We start from the raw sequence: 17,710 nt of genomic DNA, 5'->3' as shown, positions 1-17,710 counted from the left end.
CCATGGCGGAGACCGGTGTGCCCAACGGAGACGTGTCGTGGTGGTGGCGCAGCCTGGGAGGAACCCCCCAGCCGCGCACGCCGCTGCCGGGCGACCTCGACGCCGATGTCGCGATCGTGGGCGCCGGGTACACCGGACTGTGGACGGCCTACTACCTCAAGCGCGCGCAGCCCGACCTGAGGATCGTCGTGATCGAGCAGCGGTTCGCGGGGTTCGGGGCATCCGGACGCAACGGCGGCTGGCTCACCAACACCGTCACCGGCGGCCGCGAGCGCTACGCCGAGTCGCACGGCCGCGACGCCGCGATCGCGCAGCAGCGCGCCCTCAACGAGACGGTCGACGAGGTGATCGCCGTCGCCGAGCGCGAGGGCATCGACGCCGACATCGTCAAGGGCGGCGAACTCGGCGTCGCGCGCACGCCTGCGCAGCTCGCTCGCCTTCGCACGGCGGTCGCAGGCGAGCAGTCCTGGCCGCACACCGATGTGGAGTGGCTGAATGCCTCAGCCGCGGCATCCCGGATCCGCATCGACGGCCTGCTCGGTGCGGCCTGGCATCCGCATTGCGCACGCGTGCATCCGGCGAAGCTCGTGCGCGGCCTCGCCGAGGCCGTCGAGCGGCTGGGCGTGACGATCCACGAGCAGACGCACGTGCGCGAGATCGCCCCCGGCCGCGCCGTCACCGACCGCGGCACGGTGCGCGCGGCGCACGTGCTCCGCGCGACCGAGGGGTTCACCGCCGACCTCGCCGCCGAGCACCGCACGTGGCTTCCGATGAACTCCTCGATGATCGTGACGGAGCCGCTGCCGGCGGCGTTCTGGGACTCCGTCGGCTGGGACGGCCGCGAGACGCTCGGCGACTTCGCCCACGTGTACATGTACGCGCAGCGCACCGCCGACGACCGCATCGCCTTCGGCGGGCGCGGCGTGCCGTACCGGTACGGCTCGCGGGTCGACACCGACGGCACGACGCAGGAGCGCACGATCCGCTCGCTGACGGCTCTGCTGCGGGACTTCTTCCCCGATGCCTCGACGGTGCCGATCGCGCACGCGTGGGCGGGCGTGCTCGGCGTGCCGCGCGACTGGGCGGCGACCGTCGGCCACGACCGCACCACCGGACTCGGGTGGGCCGGCGGCTACGTCGGAACCGGCGTCACGGCGACGAACCTCGCCGGCCGCACGCTCGCCGATCTCGTGCTCGGTCACGACACCGAGCTCACGCGGCTGCCGTGGGTCGGGCACCGGGCCAAGACGTGGGAGCCCGAGCCGCTGCGGTGGGTCGCCGTGAACGCGATCTACACCGCGTATCGCATGGCCGACCGGTTCGAGGCATCCGGTCCTTCTTCCCGTACCGCGTGGCCCGCGCACATCGCCGACGTCGTCGCCGGACGCCACTGACCGACGCCTCGCCCGGCGGCCCCGACCGTTGCCGCCGTGGCGGCATCACTCACGCTCTGCGTGTCCCGATTTCGCGCACATCGACGCCAAGAGAGCGCGTATATCGGGACACCAGCGAGTGAAAGCGGGACATGGAGCGGCCACGGCGCGCTGTCGGACGGCCTCGTAGCACGCGACGGATGCCGCCGCCAGGGCGTTCCGCGTGGCGTCGAGGCGCGGCATCCTGCGTCATCATGAGCCCTTTCTCATCACCAATACCTTTCACGTGTAAGGTTTTAGGCGTACATTCGTGGCGAGGCGCCGAAGCGCGCCGACACAGCCGAGGCAAGGACGCCGCGCGGGTGCGGCGACGACCGAAGGAGGCGTCAGACCGATGACACGACCAGGTGCACGCAGGACTTCCCGGTGGGCGGCGGCCGGAGCGACCGCGCTCATCGGCGCGTTGGTGCTCGCAGGCTGCGGCCGCACGGACGGCGGCGGGGGCGGGGATGACGGCGGCGGCGGCGAGGCGATCGACGACTCCCCCGCCACCGGCACGGTGCAGGTGTGGGCGATGGGCAACGAGGGCGAGGTGCTCGACGAGCTGGCCGCCCAGTTCGAGGAGGAGAACCCCGACGTCACGATCGAGGTGACCGCCGTGCCGTGGGAGAGCGCGCACGACCGCATCGCCACCGCGATCGCGGGCGGCGAGACTCCCGACGTCACGATGCTGGGCACGACCTGGGTCGGCGAGTTCGCCGCCACCGGCGCCTTCGAGCCGACACCGGACGGGCTCGTCGACGAGTCGTCGTTCTTCGAGGGCTCGTGGGACACCACCGTCGTCGACGGTGTGGCGTACGGCGTGCCGTGGTACGTCGACACGCGCGTGCTCTACTACCGCACCGACCTCGCCGAGCAGGCGGGCGTCGAGCCGCCGGCGACGTGGGAGGAGTACAAGTCCTTCACGCAGGCGCTGCAGGCCGCCGGCGCGCAGTGGGGCGTCTCGCTCCCCCCTGGCGGCTTCGACTCGTGGCAGTACGTCACTCCCCTGGCCTGGCAGCAGGGCGGCGACATCCTGAACGAGGACGGCACCGAGTTCACCTTCGACACCCCCGAGTGGGAAGAGGCGTTCACGTTCTACACGAGCTTCTTCGAGGAGGGCATCGCCGAGCCGCGTCGCCTGGAGGGCGGCGAGATCGAGCAGGCATTCATCAACGGCGAGGTCGGGGCGTTCTACAGCGGCCCGTTCCACGTGGGCCTGCTGCTCGACCAGGGCGGCGAGGAGTTCGCCGACCAGTTCGGCGTCGCGATGGTGCCCGGCGCCGACAGCCGCACCAGCTTCACCGGCGGCGGCAACCTCGCCGTCTTCGAGGACACCGAGAACCGCGACGCCTCGTGGAAGTTCGTGCGCTGGCTCAGCCAGCCCGAGACGCAGATCGCGTGGTACGACATCTCGACCGACCTACCGAGCGTGCAGTCGGCGTGGGACGACCCGACCTTCGCGGAGGACCCCTACCTCAGCGTCTTCGGCGAGCAGCTGCAGGACTCCAAGGCTCCGCCGGCGATCCCCACGTGGGCGCAGGTGTCGGCCGTGATCGACCAGGAGCTCGAGAAGGCCACGCGCGGCGAGACGAGCCCCGCCGACGCGATCGCCACGATCCAGCAGCAGGCGACCTCGATCGGCACCGGGCAGTAGGACCCCGCGTCATGACCGCTCTCGCGACCCCGGCTCCGCCGCGCAGCCCCGCCCCTCGGGCGCGCGCCTCGCGGCGGAGCCGGCGCATGACTCTCACGGCATGGATGTTCGCGCTGCCGTTCGTGGTGCTGTTCGTCGTGTTCATGGCGGGGCCGATCGTCGGCTCGCTCCTGATGAGCTTCACCGACATGACCACGCGCGACCTGCAGACGCCGTTCCAGGTGAACATCGTCGGCATCGACAACTACGTGCGGCTCTTCCAGGACCCGCGGTTCCTGCGTTCGCTCGCGAACACGTTCACGTTCGTGATCGTCGCCGTGCCGCTCACGATGGGACTGGCGCTCGTGGTGGCGCTCGCGCTCGACAAGGGCATCCGCCGGTTCCGCACCGTGTTCCGCGTCGGCTACTACGCGCCGGTCGTGACGAGCATCGTGGCGATCGCGATCGTGTGGCGCTTCATCCTCCAGCCCGACGGGCTGCTCAACGGCTTCCTGGGGCTGTTCGGCATCCAGGGGCCGGACTGGCTGCAGTCGACGACCTGGGCGCTCCCGTCGATGATCATGATGGCGGTCTGGCGCAATATCGGAACGCTCATGGTGATCTTCCTCGCGGCTCTTCAGGGCGTTCCGCGCGAGCACCACGAGGCGGCCATGGTCGACGGCGCGAACGCGTGGCAGCGGTTCTGGAACATCACGATCCCCGCGATGCGCCCCGCGCTGCTGTTCGCGGCGGTCATCACCGGCATCGGCTTCCTGCAGTTCTTCGAGGAGCCGTTCGTCATGACCCGCGGCGGCCCGCTCGACGCGACGCTGTCGACCGCGATGTACACGTACCAGCAGTTCGGATTCGGCAACTACGCCTATGCGTCGGCCGCGAGCTACGTGCTCTTCCTCGCGATCGTCGTCCTCTCGCTCATCCAGTTCCGCTTCCTCGGAAGGAAGGACTGACATGGCCACCGTCGCCCCCGCCTCGACCGCGCCGCGCATCGCGCCCGAGCCGGCACCCCGTCGCCGTCGCCACCGCGAGAAGACCCGGTGGTGGCTCTACATCGTGCTGTTCCTCGGGCTCGTCGCGATGATCATGCCGTTCGTGTGGATGATCCTGGGGTCCTTCAAGACGGATGCCGAGATCCGCCAGTACCCGACCGAGTTCTTTCCCCGCGAGCCCACGGTCGAGAACTACGAGACGCTGTTCGGGCGGCTGGACTTCACGACCTTCTTCGTCAACAGCATCGTGGTGGCCGTCTTCGTGACGCTCGGCAACATCGTGTTCTGCTCGATGATCGGGTACGCGCTGGCCAAGCTCGAGTTCCGCGGCAAGAAGCTGCTCTTCACGCTCGTGCTCGCGACGCTCATGGTGCCGGGGGTCGTGACCTTCGTGCCGCTGTTCGTGCTGACCGCGAACCTGGGGCTGGTGAACTCGTACCCCGGACTCATCCTGCCGTTCCTCATCGCGCCCATCGGGGTGTTCCTCATGCGGCAGTTCATGCTGGGGCTTCCCGACGAGCTGATCGAGGCGGCGCGGATCGACGGCGCGAGCGAATGGCGCATCTTCCTGCGCGTCATCATGCCGATGTGCGGGCCGGCCGTCGCCACCCTCACGATCCTCACGTTCCTCGCCAGCTGGAACAACTTCCTGTGGCCGCTCGTCGTGGCCACGACCGAGGACATGTACACGCTGCCCGTCGCGCTCGCGCTGTACTCGGTCGGCCAGAACGCCGCCCGCTACGGCCTCATGATGGCGGGCGCCGTCGTGGTCGTCGTGCCGGTGCTGGCCGTCTTCGTGCTGCTGCAGCGCTACTTCGTGCAGGGCATCGCGCTCACCGGCATCAAGTGACGTCGACGGATGCCGCGCCCGCCGCCGCGGGCGAGGCATCCGTCATCCCGAACGAAAGGACATCGCCACGATGAACTTCCCCGAAGGCTTCCTGTGGGGCGCGTCGACCGCCGCGCACCAGATCGAGGGCGGAAACGTCAACTCGGACTGGTGGCAGCGCGAGTGGGGGCACCTGCCCGGGCCGCCCGTCGAGTCGCCGTCGGGCGACGCGGCCGACAGCTACCACCGCTACCCCGAAGACATGGCGCTCCTCGCGCGGGCGGGGCTCGGCGCCTACCGCTTCAGCATCGAATGGGCGCGCATCGAACCCGAGAAGGGGTGGTTCTCGCGCGCGGCGCTCGACCACTACCGGCGCATGATCGGCACGGCGCGCGACCTTCGCCTCGAGCCCGTCATCACGCTGCACCACTTCACGAACCCGGTGTGGTTCGCGCGCGACGGCGGCTGGCTGACGGATGCCTCGGTCGATGCGTTCCGGCGCTACGTCGAGGGCGTCCTGCCCCTGCTGGACGGGGTCGATCTCGTGTGCACGATCAACGAGCCGAACATGGTGTCGGTCCTCGCCGATCCCGAGGTGGGCTTCCCCTCGGTGGGGCTGCCGCCGGGCGTGCCCGAGGTCACCGACCGCCTGATCGCGGCGCATCGTGCGGCCGTCGACCTGGTGCGCTCGGTCGGCGCGCGCGGGGGGTGGTCGGTCGCGACGCAGGCGTATCAGCCCGAGCCCGGCGCCGAGGCGGTCGCCGCCGAATACGGCTCGTCGCGCGAGGACGTGTTCCTCGACGCCGCCGAGGGCGACGACTGGGTCGGCGTGCAGGCGTACACGCGCACGAAGATCGGGCAGGACGGACCATTGCCCATCCCCGACGACGCCGAACGCACGCTCACCGGGTGGGAGTACTACCCGCCCGCGGTGGGCGAGGGCATCCGCAACGCGTGGCGCCGCGCGAAGGCGCCCGTGTACGTCACCGAGAACGGCATCGCGACGGCCGACGACCAACGCCGCATCGACTATACGACGGGCGCGCTGGAGGCGGTGCTCGCGTGCATCCAGGACGGCGTCGACGTCCGCGGCTACCTGCACTGGAGCGCGCTCGACAACTACGAGTGGGGCAGCTTCCGGCCGACGTTCGGGCTCATCGGGTGGGATCCCGAGACCTTCGAGCGGCATCCCAAGCCCAGCCTCGACTGGCTCGGCCGTGTGGCGCAGGCGAACGCACTCTGATCCAGGGATCTGACGCCCGCAGGTGCGCATGACTCAGGCTGGATGCGGCCTGCGGTGCCTCAGCCGCGCCGATTCGGACGATGAGCCTGAGTCATGCGCACGGCGAGCAGCCGGGAGTGGCGCCGATCAGTCGCCCCGGCGCAGGTACCCGCGAACGAACTCCTCGAAGAGCGGCACCATGTCGACCGACTCATCGAGCAGCCACTGCAGCTGGATGCCGTCCATGACGGCGCTGATGAGGCGTGCAGCGAGAGCGGGGTCGAGGTCGGCGCGCACCTCGCCCGCCTCCTGCGCCGCGCGCAGCAGCTGCTCACCGTTCGCGGCGCCCGACCGGTAGCGCTCGGCGAAGTCCTGGTGGGACGGGTGCTCCGAGTCGGTCGCCTCGGCCGACACGATCGCGTAGAGGGAGGTCAGGCCGCGCGAGGACTGGTTGTAGGCGACGACCTTCTCGGCCTGCTGGACGAGCGTGTGCTCAGCGGGGTCTCCGGCGGCCTCGCGCACCTTGTCGTCGCGCTGCCGGAGCACTTCGGCGAACAGCTCCTCCTTGTCGGCGAAGTGGTGCATGAGACCCGCCGGTGTGAGCCCCACCCGTTTGGCGATCTCGCGCAACGACCCGCTGTGGAACCCCGTGCGCGAGAACACCGCGAGGGCCTCGTCGACGATCGCCTGACGTCGGGCCTGACCCTTGGCGTAGCTGCCCCGCGGGCGCCGAGCCGTCGGCGACGCGGACTCCTGCTCAGCGCTCACGGTTCCTCCCGTCCCTGCCCGCCCGCCGGCCGCCGCTCAGCGGTCGGACCGTGCGCGATCGCCCCACGACGACTCGAACACCTGCTGCCGCATCGCGGGCCGGAGGAGCTTCTCCATGTCGCGATCGACGAAGTAGTCCTTCAGCGTATCCCCGGTCAGCTCGTTGCCGATCGCCGCCATGATCATGGACTGGTCGAGTGAGAGGTAGCGCTCCGCGACGGTGCCGCTGCGAACCGCCACCGAATCGTAGAAGCCCCCGGGGCCGTATGCGCCGAGCTCGGTCTCGATGCGGCTGAGGTTGTCGATCGCGCCCTCGCGGTCGTACGGCAGCGCGAGGAACGCGGCGTGGGGCGTCACGACCCCGTCGCCGTACTCGGGGTCGGGATTCGTGCCCGTGCTGCACCCGGGGTGGTCGATGTCGACATCCGTGTGCTCGGCATCCGAGAAGTATCCGTCGGATCGCATGCCCGCGATGTCGACGCCGTACTCGGAGTACCCGCCGAACGGGTTGCTCGCCGGCGAGAAGCCCCAGTACCCGTAGCCGGCGTCCTCGAGCCCGTGGTACTCGTGGACGGCCACCGTGATGGGGTGGTTGAGGCGCCACGAACGCGGTCCCCACGTGGTCTCGGGCACGAGCAGGTCGGGCATGAGCGCCTCGAACATGCTGCCGCCCCACGGCGGCACGAACGACATCCCGGCGTAGGAGTACACGCCCTCCCAGACCTGGAACCCGTCGTACGTGCGGTACCGGCCGGTCGGCAGCTGCTCCTGCCAGTCCCAGTCGCAGCCGGGCGGCATCGTGCGATGCGTGCCGTAGAGCGCGGTCGGCGGCAGCTGGCCGTTCGCGATGCCGAGGTAGGTCGCGATGCGGCTCTCGCTCACCGTCGTGTCGTAGTGATGGCACGTGTAGTAGACCGTCTCGCCGGATCCGTTGTACATCGGCGCGGCCGTGCTGCAGTCCGGTGGCGGCGCTTCCCAGAACCCGCCGCGGTTCGTGCCGGCGGGGAGCCCTGGTGCGCCCTCGGGGTTGAAGAACGCCGAGAAGTCCATCGAGTCGTACAGCGCGTCGGCCTGCTCGGCGAGCGCGGGCTCGGCCTCTCGCACGATCCGCAGTCCCGACGCGAGCCAGCCGTTGTCGACCGTGCTGAGGAACGGGTGAACCGGGTCGCCCGAGTCGGGCCACGTCGTGAGCTTCGCACCCGTGGCGGGGTCGTACCAGTTGTAGAACATGCCGCTGGCCTCGTTGCGCTCCAGCGTGCCCAGCGTCTCGAGCGTCGTCGCCATACGCTCGCGCGCCTCGTCGGCCGAGATGATGCCGAGATCGCGTGCGGTGACAGTCGACCACAGGTAGCCGCCGATGTTGGTCGGCGACGTGTACGCGCCGACCGTCGAGAGGTCGCCGGTGATGTTGTCGGACGGCAGGCCCGTGGCCTCGTCCGTCATCGCATCGAGCGACACCCACGTGTCCTGCGCCCATCGCTCGAGCAGGTCTTCACCCGGTTTCCCCGTCCCGCTCGCGGCGGTCGGGGCGGCCAGCGCCAGTCCCGTGGCGACCAGTCCTGCGGCCGCCACCGTGCTCACCCATCGCTTCATCGCGCTCTCCTCGTCGAAAGCGGCTCCGCCGGGCGGAACCGTCGGTGCGCAAAACCTTACACACGATAGGTATTCGCGTGAAGATGCGGCATCCGGTCTCTCACCGTGTTCTCACGAGGAGGCCGCGGGTCAGCGCGGGGCGTGGGCCTCGAGGAACTCGTAGACATCCGTCGAGTCGACACCGGGGAACGCGCCCGTTGGCAGAGTCGCCAGCAGCGTGCGCGGAGTGCGGACGTTCGGCCATGAGTGCTCGCGCCACGCGACCTCGAGGTCGGCGGGCGCCCGCCGGCAGCACACCTCGACCGAGTGCTTCGATACTCCGCGGTTCGGGGTGTCGCGCCCGAGGAACCATTTGGTGTCGTCGAACCGCACCCCCACCGACACCGAGTGCGCGCCCTCGCTCGAGAGCTCGACGCGCGCCGTGCACCAGTACGTGCCGTTGCCGGTGTCGGTGTACTGGTAGTACGGGTTGAAGTGGTCGTCGACGTCGAAGACGACGCGCGACGTCCAGCGACGGCAGCACATCTGCCCCTCGATGGCACCGAGGCGATCGGTCGGGAAGTTGACGTCGTCGTTCTCGTACGCCTTCGTGATGGTGCCCGACTCGTGCACCTTGAGGAAGTGCACCGGGATGCCGAGGTGCACGGTCGCGAGGTTGGTGAAGCGGTGCGCGGCCGTCTCGTACGACACCGAGTAGGCGTCGCGGAGGTCTTCGATCGAGATCGCGCGATCCTTCTTCGCCTCCTGCAGGAACGGCACGGCGTGCGCTTGGGGGATCAGCAGCGCCCCGGTGAGGTAATTGGTCTCCACGCGCTGGCGAAGGAACTCCGCGTACGAGGTGGGCTCGCGGTGGCCGAGGATCCGGCTCGACAGCGCCTGCAGCACCGCCGTGCGCGGGTCGCCCTTCGCGGTCAGGCGGCTCGAGAGGTAAAGGCGGCCGTTCTTGATATCGGCCACCGACCGCGTCGTCTGCGGCAGGTCGGGCACGTAGTGCAGCGTGAAACCGAGATGGGCGGCGATATCGGATGCCGTGCGCTGAGTGAGCGGACCGCCCGGGTGGTCGACGGCGTCGAGGATGCGGGCGGCGTGCTGCTCGAGCTCTTCGAAGTAGTTGTTCTGCGTGCGCATGAGCCGGCGCAGCGCCACGTTGGCGCGGCGCGCCTCCTCGGGCGTCGCGGCGCGCTCGTCGCGCAGGCGCTCGATCTCACCCTGCAGCGCGAGCATCGCCTTCAGCGCCTCGGTCGGCACGGTCTTGCCGATGCGGAAGGGCGGGATGCCGAGCGCCTGGAACGTCTGACCGCGCATGGCCCGCTCGAGCGCGATCTCGAGCGTGGACCGCTCGTCGAGCGGCTCGGCCTCCAGGATCTGGTCGATCGACGAGCCGAGGGCCCGTGCGATCGCCTGCAGCAGGGTGAGCTTCGGCTCGCGCCGGCCGTTCTCGATCATCGACAGTTGGCTGGGCGCACGATCGACCGCGGCGGCGAGCTCTTCGAGCGTCATGCCGCGCTCGGTGCGCAGCTGCCGGATGCGGCGGCCGATCGTGAGGGGATCCACCTCTTCATCGTCCGGGACTTCTGCCAGCGGATCGCGGGTAGAGATCGTCGTCATGCCGCGATTCTGTCACGAAAGCAGAAATAGTCGAAAACTTCACACTGCACTTCGCCGGTTCCAGCCCCGAACTTCACAGCAGAGTGGTCTCACGGCTCCCACCGATCCGCCAGGACACGGATCACGGATGCCTCACCCAGCCGACAATGCCGGGTCGCGGCATCCCCCACGACAGCACTTCACAGACAGGACATCGACATGACACCTGCGACCGCGACCCCGATGCGCACGCGCACAGGGCCCATCCCCACCCAGACCCAGGACCCCACGATCGAGATCGCGGGGCGCCTCGGTCCCCGCTACGACGAGATCCTCACCCCGGATGCCATCGCGTTCCTCACGGAGCTGCACCATCGCTTCGGCGGGCGCCGCCACGACCGGCTCGCCGACCGCATGCGCCGCCGGTTCGAGATCGGCAACGGGTACGACCCGCAGTTCCGCGACGACACCGCGCACATCCGCAACGACCCCGACTGGCGCGTGGCGGGCGCGGGACCCGGCCTCGAGGACCGCCGTGTCGAGATCACCGGACCGACCGACCCGAAGATGACGATCAACGCGCTCAACTCCGGCGCGAAGGTGTGGCTCGCCGACCAGGAGGACGCGACCAGCCCCACGTGGAAGAACGTCATCGAGGGCCAGCTCAGCCTGCGCGACGCGATCCGCGGCGAGCTCGGGTTCACCAGCCCCGAGGGGAAGCGCTACGAGGTCACCGCCGAGCGCACGCCCACGATCGTGATGCGACCGCGCGGCTGGCACCTCACCGAGAACCACCTCCGCTTCACCGATCGCGCCGGCCGCACCATGGCCGCGTCGGGGTCGCTCGTGGACTTCGGGCTGTACTTCTTCCACAACGCGAAGCAGCTGATCGCGAACGGACGTGGGCCCTACTTCTACCTGCCGAAGCTCGAGAGCGCCGAGGAAGCGAAGCTGTGGGACGACGTCTTCACGTTCTCGGAGCGGTACGTCGGCATCCCGCACGGCACGATCCGCGCGACGGTGCTCATCGAGACGCTGCCGGCGGCCTTCGAGATGGAGGAGATCCTGTTCGAGCTGCGCGACCACTGCGCGGGACTGAACGCCGGCCGCTGGGACTACATCTTCTCGATCATCAAGAACTACCGCGGCCGCGGCGCGCGGTTCGTGCTGCCCGACCGCAGCGAGGTGACGATGACCGTGCCGTTCATGCGCTCGTACACCGAGCTGCTCGTGAAGACGTGCCACAAGCGCGGGGCGTTCGCGATCGGCGGCATGAGCGCGTTCATCCCGAACCGCCGCGACCCGGAGGTCACCGAGCGCGCGTTCGAGAAGGTCGCCGCCGACAAGAAGCGCGAGGCCGGTGACGGGTTCGACGGTACGTGGGTGGCCCACCCCGACCTGATCCCGGTGGCGCGCGCCGAGTTCGACGCCGTGCTGGGCGACCGCCCGAACCAGCTCGACCGTCAGCGTCCCGAGGTCGAGGTCAGCGCCGCCGACCTCATCGACGTCCACATCGGCCGCCCCATCACGGCGGCGGGGGTGCATGCCAACGTGTCGGTCGCGATCCGCTACCTCGAGGCGTGGCTGCGGGGCCTCGGCGCCGTCGCCATCGACAACCTCATGGAGGATGCCGCGACCGCCGAGATCAGCCGCAGCCAGGTGTGGCAGTGGATCCACCAGGACCGCACCACCGAGGACGGCACCCCGATCACGCGCGAGTACGTCGAGGGCCTCATCGTCCAGGTGCTCGGCGAGGTCGACCGCCGCGACGGCGACCGCTTCGACGACGCGGCCGAGATCTTCCGCGACGTGGCGCTGGGCCAGGAGTTCCCCGCGTTCCTCACGCTGCCGGCCTACTCGCGCTTCCTCGCCGAGACCGAGTGACGCGGCACCCGTGTCCCGATTTCCGCCGCATCCGACTTTTCGAGCCGGCGGAGATCGGGACACCAGGACCACTTCTCGGGACATCACCACCATCACTGCGAAGGACACGACAATGACTGCCTACCAAGACGACATCGAAGCCATCGAGGCGCTCAAGCAGCAGCACGGCTCGAGCTGGGACGCCATCGATCCCGAGTACGTCGCCCGGATGCGGGCGCAGAACCGGTTCCGGACCGGGCTCGAGATCGCCCAGTACACCGCCGACATCATGCGTCGCGACATGGCCGAGTACGACGCCGACTCGTCGGTGTACACCCAGTCGCTCGGCGTGTGGCACGGCTTCATCGGCCAGCAGAAGCTGATCTCGATCAAGAAGCACCTGAAGACAACGAACAAGCGGTACCTCTACCTCTCGGGTTGGATGGTCGCCGCGCTCCGCTCGGAGTTCGGTCCCCTCCCCGACCAGTCGATGCACGAGAAGACCTCCGTGCCCGCGCTCATCGAGGAGCTGTACACGTTCCTGCGCCAGGCCGACGCCCGCGAGCTCGACCTGCTCTTCACGCAGCTCGACGAGGCACGGCAGGCCGGCGACGAGACCGCAGTCGAGTTCCTCCGGTCGCAGATCGACAACCACGAGACCCATGTGGTGCCGATCATCGCCGACATCGACGCGGGCTTCGGCAATCCCGAGGCGACGTACCTCCTCGCCAAGAAGATGATCGAGGCCGGCGCGTGCGCCATCCAGATCGAGAACCAGGTGTCGGACGAGAAGCAGTGCGGGCATCAGGACGGCAAGGTCACCGTGCCGCACGAGGACTTCATCGCCAAGCTCAACGCGGTCCGCTACGCGTTCCTCGAGCTCGGCATCGAGAACGGGATCATCGTCGCCCGCACCGACTCGCTCGGCGCCGGGCTCACCCAGAAGCTCGCCGTCTCGCACCGCCCCGGCGACCTCGGCGACCAGTACAACTCGTTCCTCGACGTCGAAGAGATCGCCGAGGCCGATTTGAGCGACGGCGACGTGGTCATCCGCCGCGAGGGCAGGCTGCTGCGCCCGAAGCGCCTGGCCAGCAACCTGTACCAGTTCCGGCCCGGCACGGGCGAGGACCGTGTCGTCCTCGACTGCATCACGTCTCTGCAGAACGGCGCCGACCTGCTGTGGATCGAGACCGAGAAGCCGCACGTGGAGCAGATCGCGGGCATGGTGGACCGCATCCGCGAGGTGATCCCGGACGCGAAGCTCGTCTACAACAACAGCCCGTCCTTCAACTGGACGCTCAACTTCCGACAGCAGGCGTACGACCTTCTCGTGGAGCAGGGCGGGGACGTCTCGGGGTACGACCGCAGCGAGCTGATGAGCGCCGAGTACGACGACACCGAGCTCGGGCGGCTGGCAGACGACAAGATCCGCTCGTTCCAGCGCGACGGGTCCGCCCGCGCCGGGATCTTCCACCACCTCATCACGCTCCCGACGTACCACACGGCCGCATTGTCGACCGACAGCCTCGCCAAGGGGTACTTCGGCGACGAGGGCATGCTCGCGTACGTCGAGGGCGTCCAGCGCCGCGAGATCCGCGAGGGGATCGCCACCGTCAGGCACCAGAACATGGCGGGAAGCGACATCGGCGACACCCACAAGGAGTACTTCGCCGGCGACGCGGCCCTCAAGGCCGGCGGCGCGCACAACACGATGAACCAGTTCAGCTGAATCCCACGAGATCGGATGCCCCGGGCCAGAGCGCGTGCGACGGTCCGGGGCATCCTTCCGTCACGACAGCAGTCCTCGCTCCATCGCGAGCGTCACGGCGCGTGTGCGGTCGGCCACGCCGAGCTTGTCGAAGACCTTGAGCAGGTGAGTCTTGACCGTCGACTCACCGATGCCGAGGGCCGTGGCGATCTGCTTGTTGCTGTGTCCGGACGCGACCAGCCGCAGCACGTCGATCTCGCGCGGCGTGAGCAGGGCCGCAGGCTCGGGGCGTCGCATGCGCTCGACCAGGCGCACCGCCACCTGCGGCGACAGCGCCGACTGGCCGGCCGCGACCGACCGGATGCCCGCCACGATCTCGGCCTGCGGCGCGGCCTTGAGGAGGTAGCCGGCGGCTCCGGCCTCGATCGCCGCGATGATCTGGTCGTCCGTTTCGTAGGTCGTGAGGATGAGCACGCGCGGGGGCGGGTCGCCCGCTTCTCCCCCGGCGATCCGCGCCGTCGCCTCGACCCCGTCCACGCGCGGCATACGCAGATCCATCAGCACCACGTCGGGCCGGGTCGCCGCAGAGAGGCGAACGGCTTCGTCGCCGTCGGACGCCTCGGCCACGACCTCGAGGCCGGGCTCGTCCGAGAGCAGACCGGCCAGCCCGGCGCGCACCACGGGATGATCGTCGGCGATCAGCAGGCGGATCACGGCTCGCTCCCCGCAGCGGCATGGGTGGCAGGAAGCCGGACACGCAGAGTCGTGCCGTTCGCGGGACTCGATTCCAGCTCGAGTTCTCCTCCTGCGAGCGCAACTCGTTCGCTCATTCCGTCGAGGCCGAACCCCGACCGAGGCGCCATGGTGTCGAACCCCGATCCGTCGTCGGCGACCTCGAGCTCGGCCGCACCGTCGGCCGTCACCGCGACGCGCACCGTCGCATGCGTCGCTCCGGCATGCTTGCGGACGTTGGCGAGCGCCTCCTGCAGGCACCTGAGCAGCACGACCTGCGCCTCCCGCGCGATGGAGGCGACAGATCCCTGCGAGTCCACGGAGATCGTGAGACCCGCCTCGGCACGGAACCTCTCGACCAGCCGTTCCACCGCGGCGTCGAAAGCGGGCTCGCTCGGAACCGCGGCCGTGCGCGCGACCAGCGCACGCGCCTCGCCGAGCGCCTCGCGTGCGGTCAGCTCGACGGTTGCGATCGCAGTCGCCGCGGCATCCGTCCTTCCCTCCCGTGAGAGTCGCCCCGCCCGTTCGGCGAGGATCACCAGGCCGGCCAGCGTCTGGGCGAGGGTGTCATGGATGTCGCGCGCGAGCCGCTCGCGCTCCCGCGAGGCGCCGCGGTCGCGACTGAGCGCCTCGACCTCGGACTGTGCCGCCTGCAGCTCCGCGAGGAGCCGCGCCCGCTCTTCCCCGTATTCGGCGATGCCGGCGATCCACAGCCCGAAGGCCACCGAGAAGGCGAACGAGAAGGCGCCGGTCGCCAGCGCGGTCACGATCGATCCGGCGTCGAGGCCCCCGCCGACCGCGATGCCGCACGCCGTCGCGAACGCGATCACCGCCGACGCGATGATCCCGTGGCGGCGCGAGACGCCGATGACCCATGCCAGCGGGTACGCGAGCGCCTGCATCATGGCGAGGAAGCCGGCCGCTGCCGACCCCACCCCCACCGACAGCGCCGCAAGCGCGACGAAGACCGGGAAGCGCCACCCGGGCTCGAGCCCGATCGCCGCGCGTCCGACGACGACATACGCGAGGGCGAACAGCGCGATGGCCGCGACGCCGAGGGCGAGCCGCCAGGGGTCGCGGGGTCCGAACTCCATGAGGAGGGCCGCCGCGATCACGACCGAGCCGGCCGCGACCGCGACGTCCCACCATCGACGATTCAGCACCGTATCTCCTTCGCCGCGCGACCCACGCTACGCGTCGCGGCGGATCCAGCGGAAGGTGAGCCGGGAGAGCACCAGACCGACCACGAGCCACACGGCGAGTACGACCGCGACCGTCGCGAGGCCCCACTCGCCGCCCGGCTCGAGCGCCGCGTACTGGTCGGGAAGGAAGACGGCGCGCATGCCCCGGGCCATCCACACCAGCGGGAAGATCGACGCGATGCTCTGCAGCCATTCGGGCAGCTGCCAGAAGGTGAAGTACACGCCCGAGATGAACTGCAGGATGAGCGCGATCGGGATCACCACGGCCGCGGCGCTCTTGGCGCTGCGCGGCACCGCCGACAGGGCGATGCCGAGCAGCGCCGACGTCGTGATTCCGAGCACGAACACCCACGCGAAGACGGCCCAGCGGCCCGGCTCGGTCGGCAGCTCCACGCCGAGCGCGAGCGCGGCCACGGTCAGCAGCAGCGCGGCCTGCAGCACGCCGGTCACGGCGACCTGGCCGATCTTGCCGAGGAAGTAGCTGACCGGCGACAACGGCGTGCCGCCGAGGCGTTCGAGGGTGCCGTCTGCGCGCTCGAGCGCGATGTCCATCGCGAGGTTCTGGAAGCCCGACAGCAGCAGACCCGCGGCCAGCATGCCCGGCAGATAGAGCGCCGCCATCGAGAGAGCCGGCGCGTCCGGCGTCGGCCGCACGACCTCTGAGCCGAACGCGACGCTGAACAGCCCGAGCATGAGCACCGGGAACAGGAACGTGAAGAAGAGCGTGTCGCCCGAGCGGAAGTACTGCAGCAGTTCGAACCGCGCGCGCCACACCCCCGTCGGAAGGACTCCGGGCATGCGGCCCGCCGTGATCGTGCTCATCGCGCGACCTCCTTTTCGTGGGATTCGGTGAGATCGGATGCCGCAGCCTCCGCCACCAGGTTCAGATAGATGTCTTCCAGGCCGGGGCGCACGATCTCGAGCTCCGCCGGCTCGCCGCCCAGGCGCTGCGCGAGCGCGGTGGCGAACGCGAGGGGGTCGTCGGTCCGCTCCTCGCGGACGGCACCCGCTTCGAGCCACCGCACGATCGGCACGCGCACGCCCGGTCCGCCGAGCGTGTCGAGGCGTCCGATCGCGCGCAGGCGTCCTGCGGCGATCACCCCCGCGCGGTCGGCCAGCTGCTCCGCCTCGTCGAGGTAGTGCGTGGTCAGGAGGATGGTGGCGCCGTCGGCCTGCAGCGCCCGGATCAGCTCCCAGAACTCGCGCCGCGCCACGGGGTCGAAACCGGTCGTGGGTTCGTCGAGGAACAGCAGGTCGGGCCGGCCGACGATGCCCAGTGCGACATCCACACGTCGCTGCTGTCCGCCCGAGAGCTTCCCGATGCGCGTCCCCGCCTGCGCGCTGAGGCCCACCGCCGAGATCACCTCGTCGACGTCGCGCGGGTTCGGGAAGAACCCGGCGAACTGCCGCAGTTGCTCGCGGACGGTGACCAGCCCCGCCTGCCCGGTCGTCTGATGGACGATCCCGAGCCGCGCTTTCCAGTCCAGGCCCCCCGCAGCCGGGTCCACGCCCAGCACTGCGACCTCGCCGCTGTCACGACGGCGGTAACCCTCGAGGATCTCGACCGTCGTCGACTTGCCCGCCCCGTTGGGGCCCAGGAGGGCGAATGTCTCGCCGCGAGCGATGTCGAACGACACGTCATCGACGACCGCACGCCCGCCGTAGCTCTTCCGCAGGTTCCGCACCTGCACTGCCGGAGTTCTCATGAGTCCAGACTCGCGGTGCGCGGATGTCGTCGGCAGCCGTCATCCGCCGGATGAGGCATCCCCCATTCGGTGGATGCCGCGCACGCGGCTCCGGCGCGGTTCAGGCCCGTGTCACGTCCGGAAGGACCACGGTGCCACCGGCCTCGGCCTCCTCGGCGCGCATCAGGCGCTGACTGCGGATGCCTCCCGCGAGAGCCCACGCGAGCAGCCAGGCTCCCGAGCCGATGGTGAGGATCGCCGCAGCACGCAGGCCCGCCTCGGGATCCAGCAGCACGGCGAGGCTGACGAGCGACACGACCCCGCCGAGGATCGCGCCGGTGGCTCCGATCATGGTGAGGACGCAGTCGCGCGCGAGCCACCACGCGACGCCGCCGGCGAACACGACGACGATCGCGAACACGACGGCGCCCCAGATCCATGCATCCACGTGGCACAGGCTACCGCC

15 protein-coding genes are annotated in these 17,710 nt (G+C 69.9%); 7 read left to right on the top strand and 8 right to left on the bottom strand.

Going from position 1 to position 17,710, the window contains the following annotated elements; genetic code table 11:
* Positions 1–2: 2 nt before the first annotated feature.
* The 5 genes from AC3ANN_RS03625 to AC3ANN_RS03605 all read left to right on the top strand — a co-directional run bounded on the left by AC3ANN_RS03625 (position 3) and on the right by AC3ANN_RS03605 (position 6,127).
* Complete coding sequence (locus AC3ANN_RS03625) at positions 3–1,394, top strand: NAD(P)/FAD-dependent oxidoreductase (RefSeq protein ID WP_488339644.1); 1,392 nt, start codon at positions 3–5, stop codon at positions 1,392–1,394.
* Positions 1,395–1,767: 373 nt separating this feature from the next.
* Complete coding sequence (locus tag AC3ANN_RS03620) at positions 1,768–3,069, top strand: sugar ABC transporter substrate-binding protein (RefSeq protein ID WP_488339643.1); 1,302 nt, start codon at positions 1,768–1,770, stop codon at positions 3,067–3,069.
* 86 nt (positions 3,070–3,155) lie between these two features.
* Positions 3,156–4,016 carry a carbohydrate ABC transporter permease gene (locus AC3ANN_RS03615; protein ID WP_488339642.1) on the top strand — a complete coding sequence of 287 codons (861 nt, stop codon included), beginning with the start codon at positions 3,156–3,158 and terminating at the stop codon, positions 4,014–4,016.
* 1 nt (position 4,017) lies between these two features.
* Positions 4,018–4,905 (top strand): carbohydrate ABC transporter permease, encoded by an 888-nt coding sequence (locus AC3ANN_RS03610; RefSeq protein WP_488339641.1) that lies wholly within the window; start codon positions 4,018–4,020, stop codon positions 4,903–4,905.
* Between the two features lie 70 nt (positions 4,906–4,975).
* Positions 4,976–6,127, top strand: a complete 1,152-nt coding sequence (locus AC3ANN_RS03605; RefSeq protein WP_488339640.1) for a glycoside hydrolase family 1 protein — start codon at positions 4,976–4,978, stop codon at positions 6,125–6,127.
* 126 nt (positions 6,128–6,253) lie between these two features.
* On the opposite strand, the gene AC3ANN_RS03600 is transcribed toward AC3ANN_RS03605, so the two are convergent.
* From AC3ANN_RS03600 to AC3ANN_RS03590, 3 genes are all read right to left on the bottom strand, one after another.
* Positions 6,254–6,874, bottom strand: a complete 621-nt coding sequence (locus tag AC3ANN_RS03600; protein ID WP_488339639.1) for a TetR/AcrR family transcriptional regulator — start codon at positions 6,872–6,874, stop codon at positions 6,254–6,256.
* 36 nt (positions 6,875–6,910) lie between these two features.
* Positions 6,911–8,467: a glucoamylase family protein gene (locus AC3ANN_RS03595; RefSeq protein WP_488339638.1), complete on the bottom strand. Its 1,557-nt coding sequence runs from the start codon at positions 8,465–8,467 to the stop codon at positions 6,911–6,913.
* A 129-nt stretch (positions 8,468–8,596) separates the two neighbouring features.
* Positions 8,597–10,075, bottom strand: coding sequence for a helix-turn-helix domain-containing protein (locus AC3ANN_RS03590; RefSeq protein WP_488339637.1), 1,479 nt, complete (start codon positions 10,073–10,075; stop codon positions 8,597–8,599).
* Between the two features lie 222 nt (positions 10,076–10,297).
* Here AC3ANN_RS03590 and aceB point away from each other — a divergent pair, with 222 nt between their 5' ends.
* Both aceB and AC3ANN_RS03580 read left to right on the top strand, forming a co-directional pair.
* Positions 10,298–11,938: a malate synthase A gene (gene aceB, locus AC3ANN_RS03585; RefSeq protein WP_488340903.1), complete on the top strand. Its 1,641-nt coding sequence runs from the start codon at positions 10,298–10,300 to the stop codon at positions 11,936–11,938.
* 112 nt (positions 11,939–12,050) lie between these two features.
* Positions 12,051–13,646, top strand: a complete 1,596-nt coding sequence (locus AC3ANN_RS03580) for an isocitrate lyase (protein WP_488339636.1) — start codon at positions 12,051–12,053, stop codon at positions 13,644–13,646.
* Positions 13,647–13,706: 60 nt separating this feature from the next.
* Here AC3ANN_RS03580 and AC3ANN_RS03575 read toward each other — a convergent pair whose 3' ends face one another.
* The 5 genes from AC3ANN_RS03575 to AC3ANN_RS03555 form a co-directional block, all read right to left on the bottom strand.
* The gene (locus tag AC3ANN_RS03575) at positions 13,707–14,339 is read right to left on the bottom strand and encodes a response regulator (protein ID WP_488339635.1); all 633 of its coding nucleotides are present in this window, start codon (positions 14,337–14,339) and stop codon (positions 13,707–13,709) included.
* Complete coding sequence (locus AC3ANN_RS03570; protein ID WP_488339634.1) at positions 14,336–15,520, bottom strand: sensor histidine kinase; 1,185 nt, start codon at positions 15,518–15,520, stop codon at positions 14,336–14,338. Before AC3ANN_RS03570 ends, AC3ANN_RS03575 begins: the two co-directional genes overlap by 4 nt.
* Positions 15,521–15,547: 27 nt before the next feature.
* The gene (locus AC3ANN_RS03565; protein ID WP_488339633.1) at positions 15,548–16,381 is read right to left on the bottom strand and encodes an ABC transporter permease; all 834 of its coding nucleotides are present in this window, start codon (positions 16,379–16,381) and stop codon (positions 15,548–15,550) included.
* Positions 16,378–17,265: an ABC transporter ATP-binding protein gene (locus AC3ANN_RS03560; protein WP_488339632.1), complete on the bottom strand. Its 888-nt coding sequence runs from the start codon at positions 17,263–17,265 to the stop codon at positions 16,378–16,380. The genes AC3ANN_RS03565 and AC3ANN_RS03560 overlap by 4 nt, the downstream gene beginning before the upstream one ends.
* Before the next feature lie 100 nt (positions 17,266–17,365).
* Entirely contained in the window at positions 17,366–17,692 is a 327-nt protein-coding gene (locus tag AC3ANN_RS03555; protein ID WP_488339631.1) for a hypothetical protein, read from the bottom strand.
* Positions 17,693–17,710: the final 18 nt, after the last annotated feature.

This window comes from Microbacterium sp. STRO-2N (genome assembly GCF_057747775.1).
This window is presented reverse-complemented; position numbering and strand designations above follow the sequence as displayed.

Bases quoted from the DNA above. Each gene is read 5' to 3' on its own strand.
- AC3ANN_RS03625 (WP_488339644.1), top strand. From the start codon at position 3: ATGGCGGAGACCGGTGTGCCCAACGGAGACGTGTCGTGGTGGTGGCGC.
- AC3ANN_RS03620 (WP_488339643.1), top strand. From the start codon at position 1,768: ATGACACGACCAGGTGCACGCAGGACTTCCCGGTGGGCGGCGGCCGGA.
- AC3ANN_RS03615 (WP_488339642.1), top strand. From the start codon at position 3,156: ATGACTCTCACGGCATGGATGTTCGCGCTGCCGTTCGTGGTGCTGTTC.
- AC3ANN_RS03610 (WP_488339641.1), top strand. From the start codon at position 4,018: ATGGCCACCGTCGCCCCCGCCTCGACCGCGCCGCGCATCGCGCCCGAG.
- AC3ANN_RS03605 (WP_488339640.1), top strand. From the start codon at position 4,976: ATGAACTTCCCCGAAGGCTTCCTGTGGGGCGCGTCGACCGCCGCGCAC.
- AC3ANN_RS03595 (WP_488339638.1), bottom strand. From the start codon at position 8,467: ATGAAGCGATGGGTGAGCACGGTGGCGGCCGCAGGACTGGTCGCCACG.
- AC3ANN_RS03590 (WP_488339637.1), bottom strand. From the start codon at position 10,075: ATGACGACGATCTCTACCCGCGATCCGCTGGCAGAAGTCCCGGACGAT.
- aceB (WP_488340903.1), top strand. From the start codon at position 10,298: ATGCGCACGCGCACAGGGCCCATCCCCACCCAGACCCAGGACCCCACG.
- AC3ANN_RS03580 (WP_488339636.1), top strand. From the start codon at position 12,051: ATGACTGCCTACCAAGACGACATCGAAGCCATCGAGGCGCTCAAGCAG.
- AC3ANN_RS03565 (WP_488339633.1), bottom strand. From the start codon at position 16,381: ATGAGCACGATCACGGCGGGCCGCATGCCCGGAGTCCTTCCGACGGGG.
- AC3ANN_RS03560 (WP_488339632.1), bottom strand. From the start codon at position 17,265: ATGAGAACTCCGGCAGTGCAGGTGCGGAACCTGCGGAAGAGCTACGGC.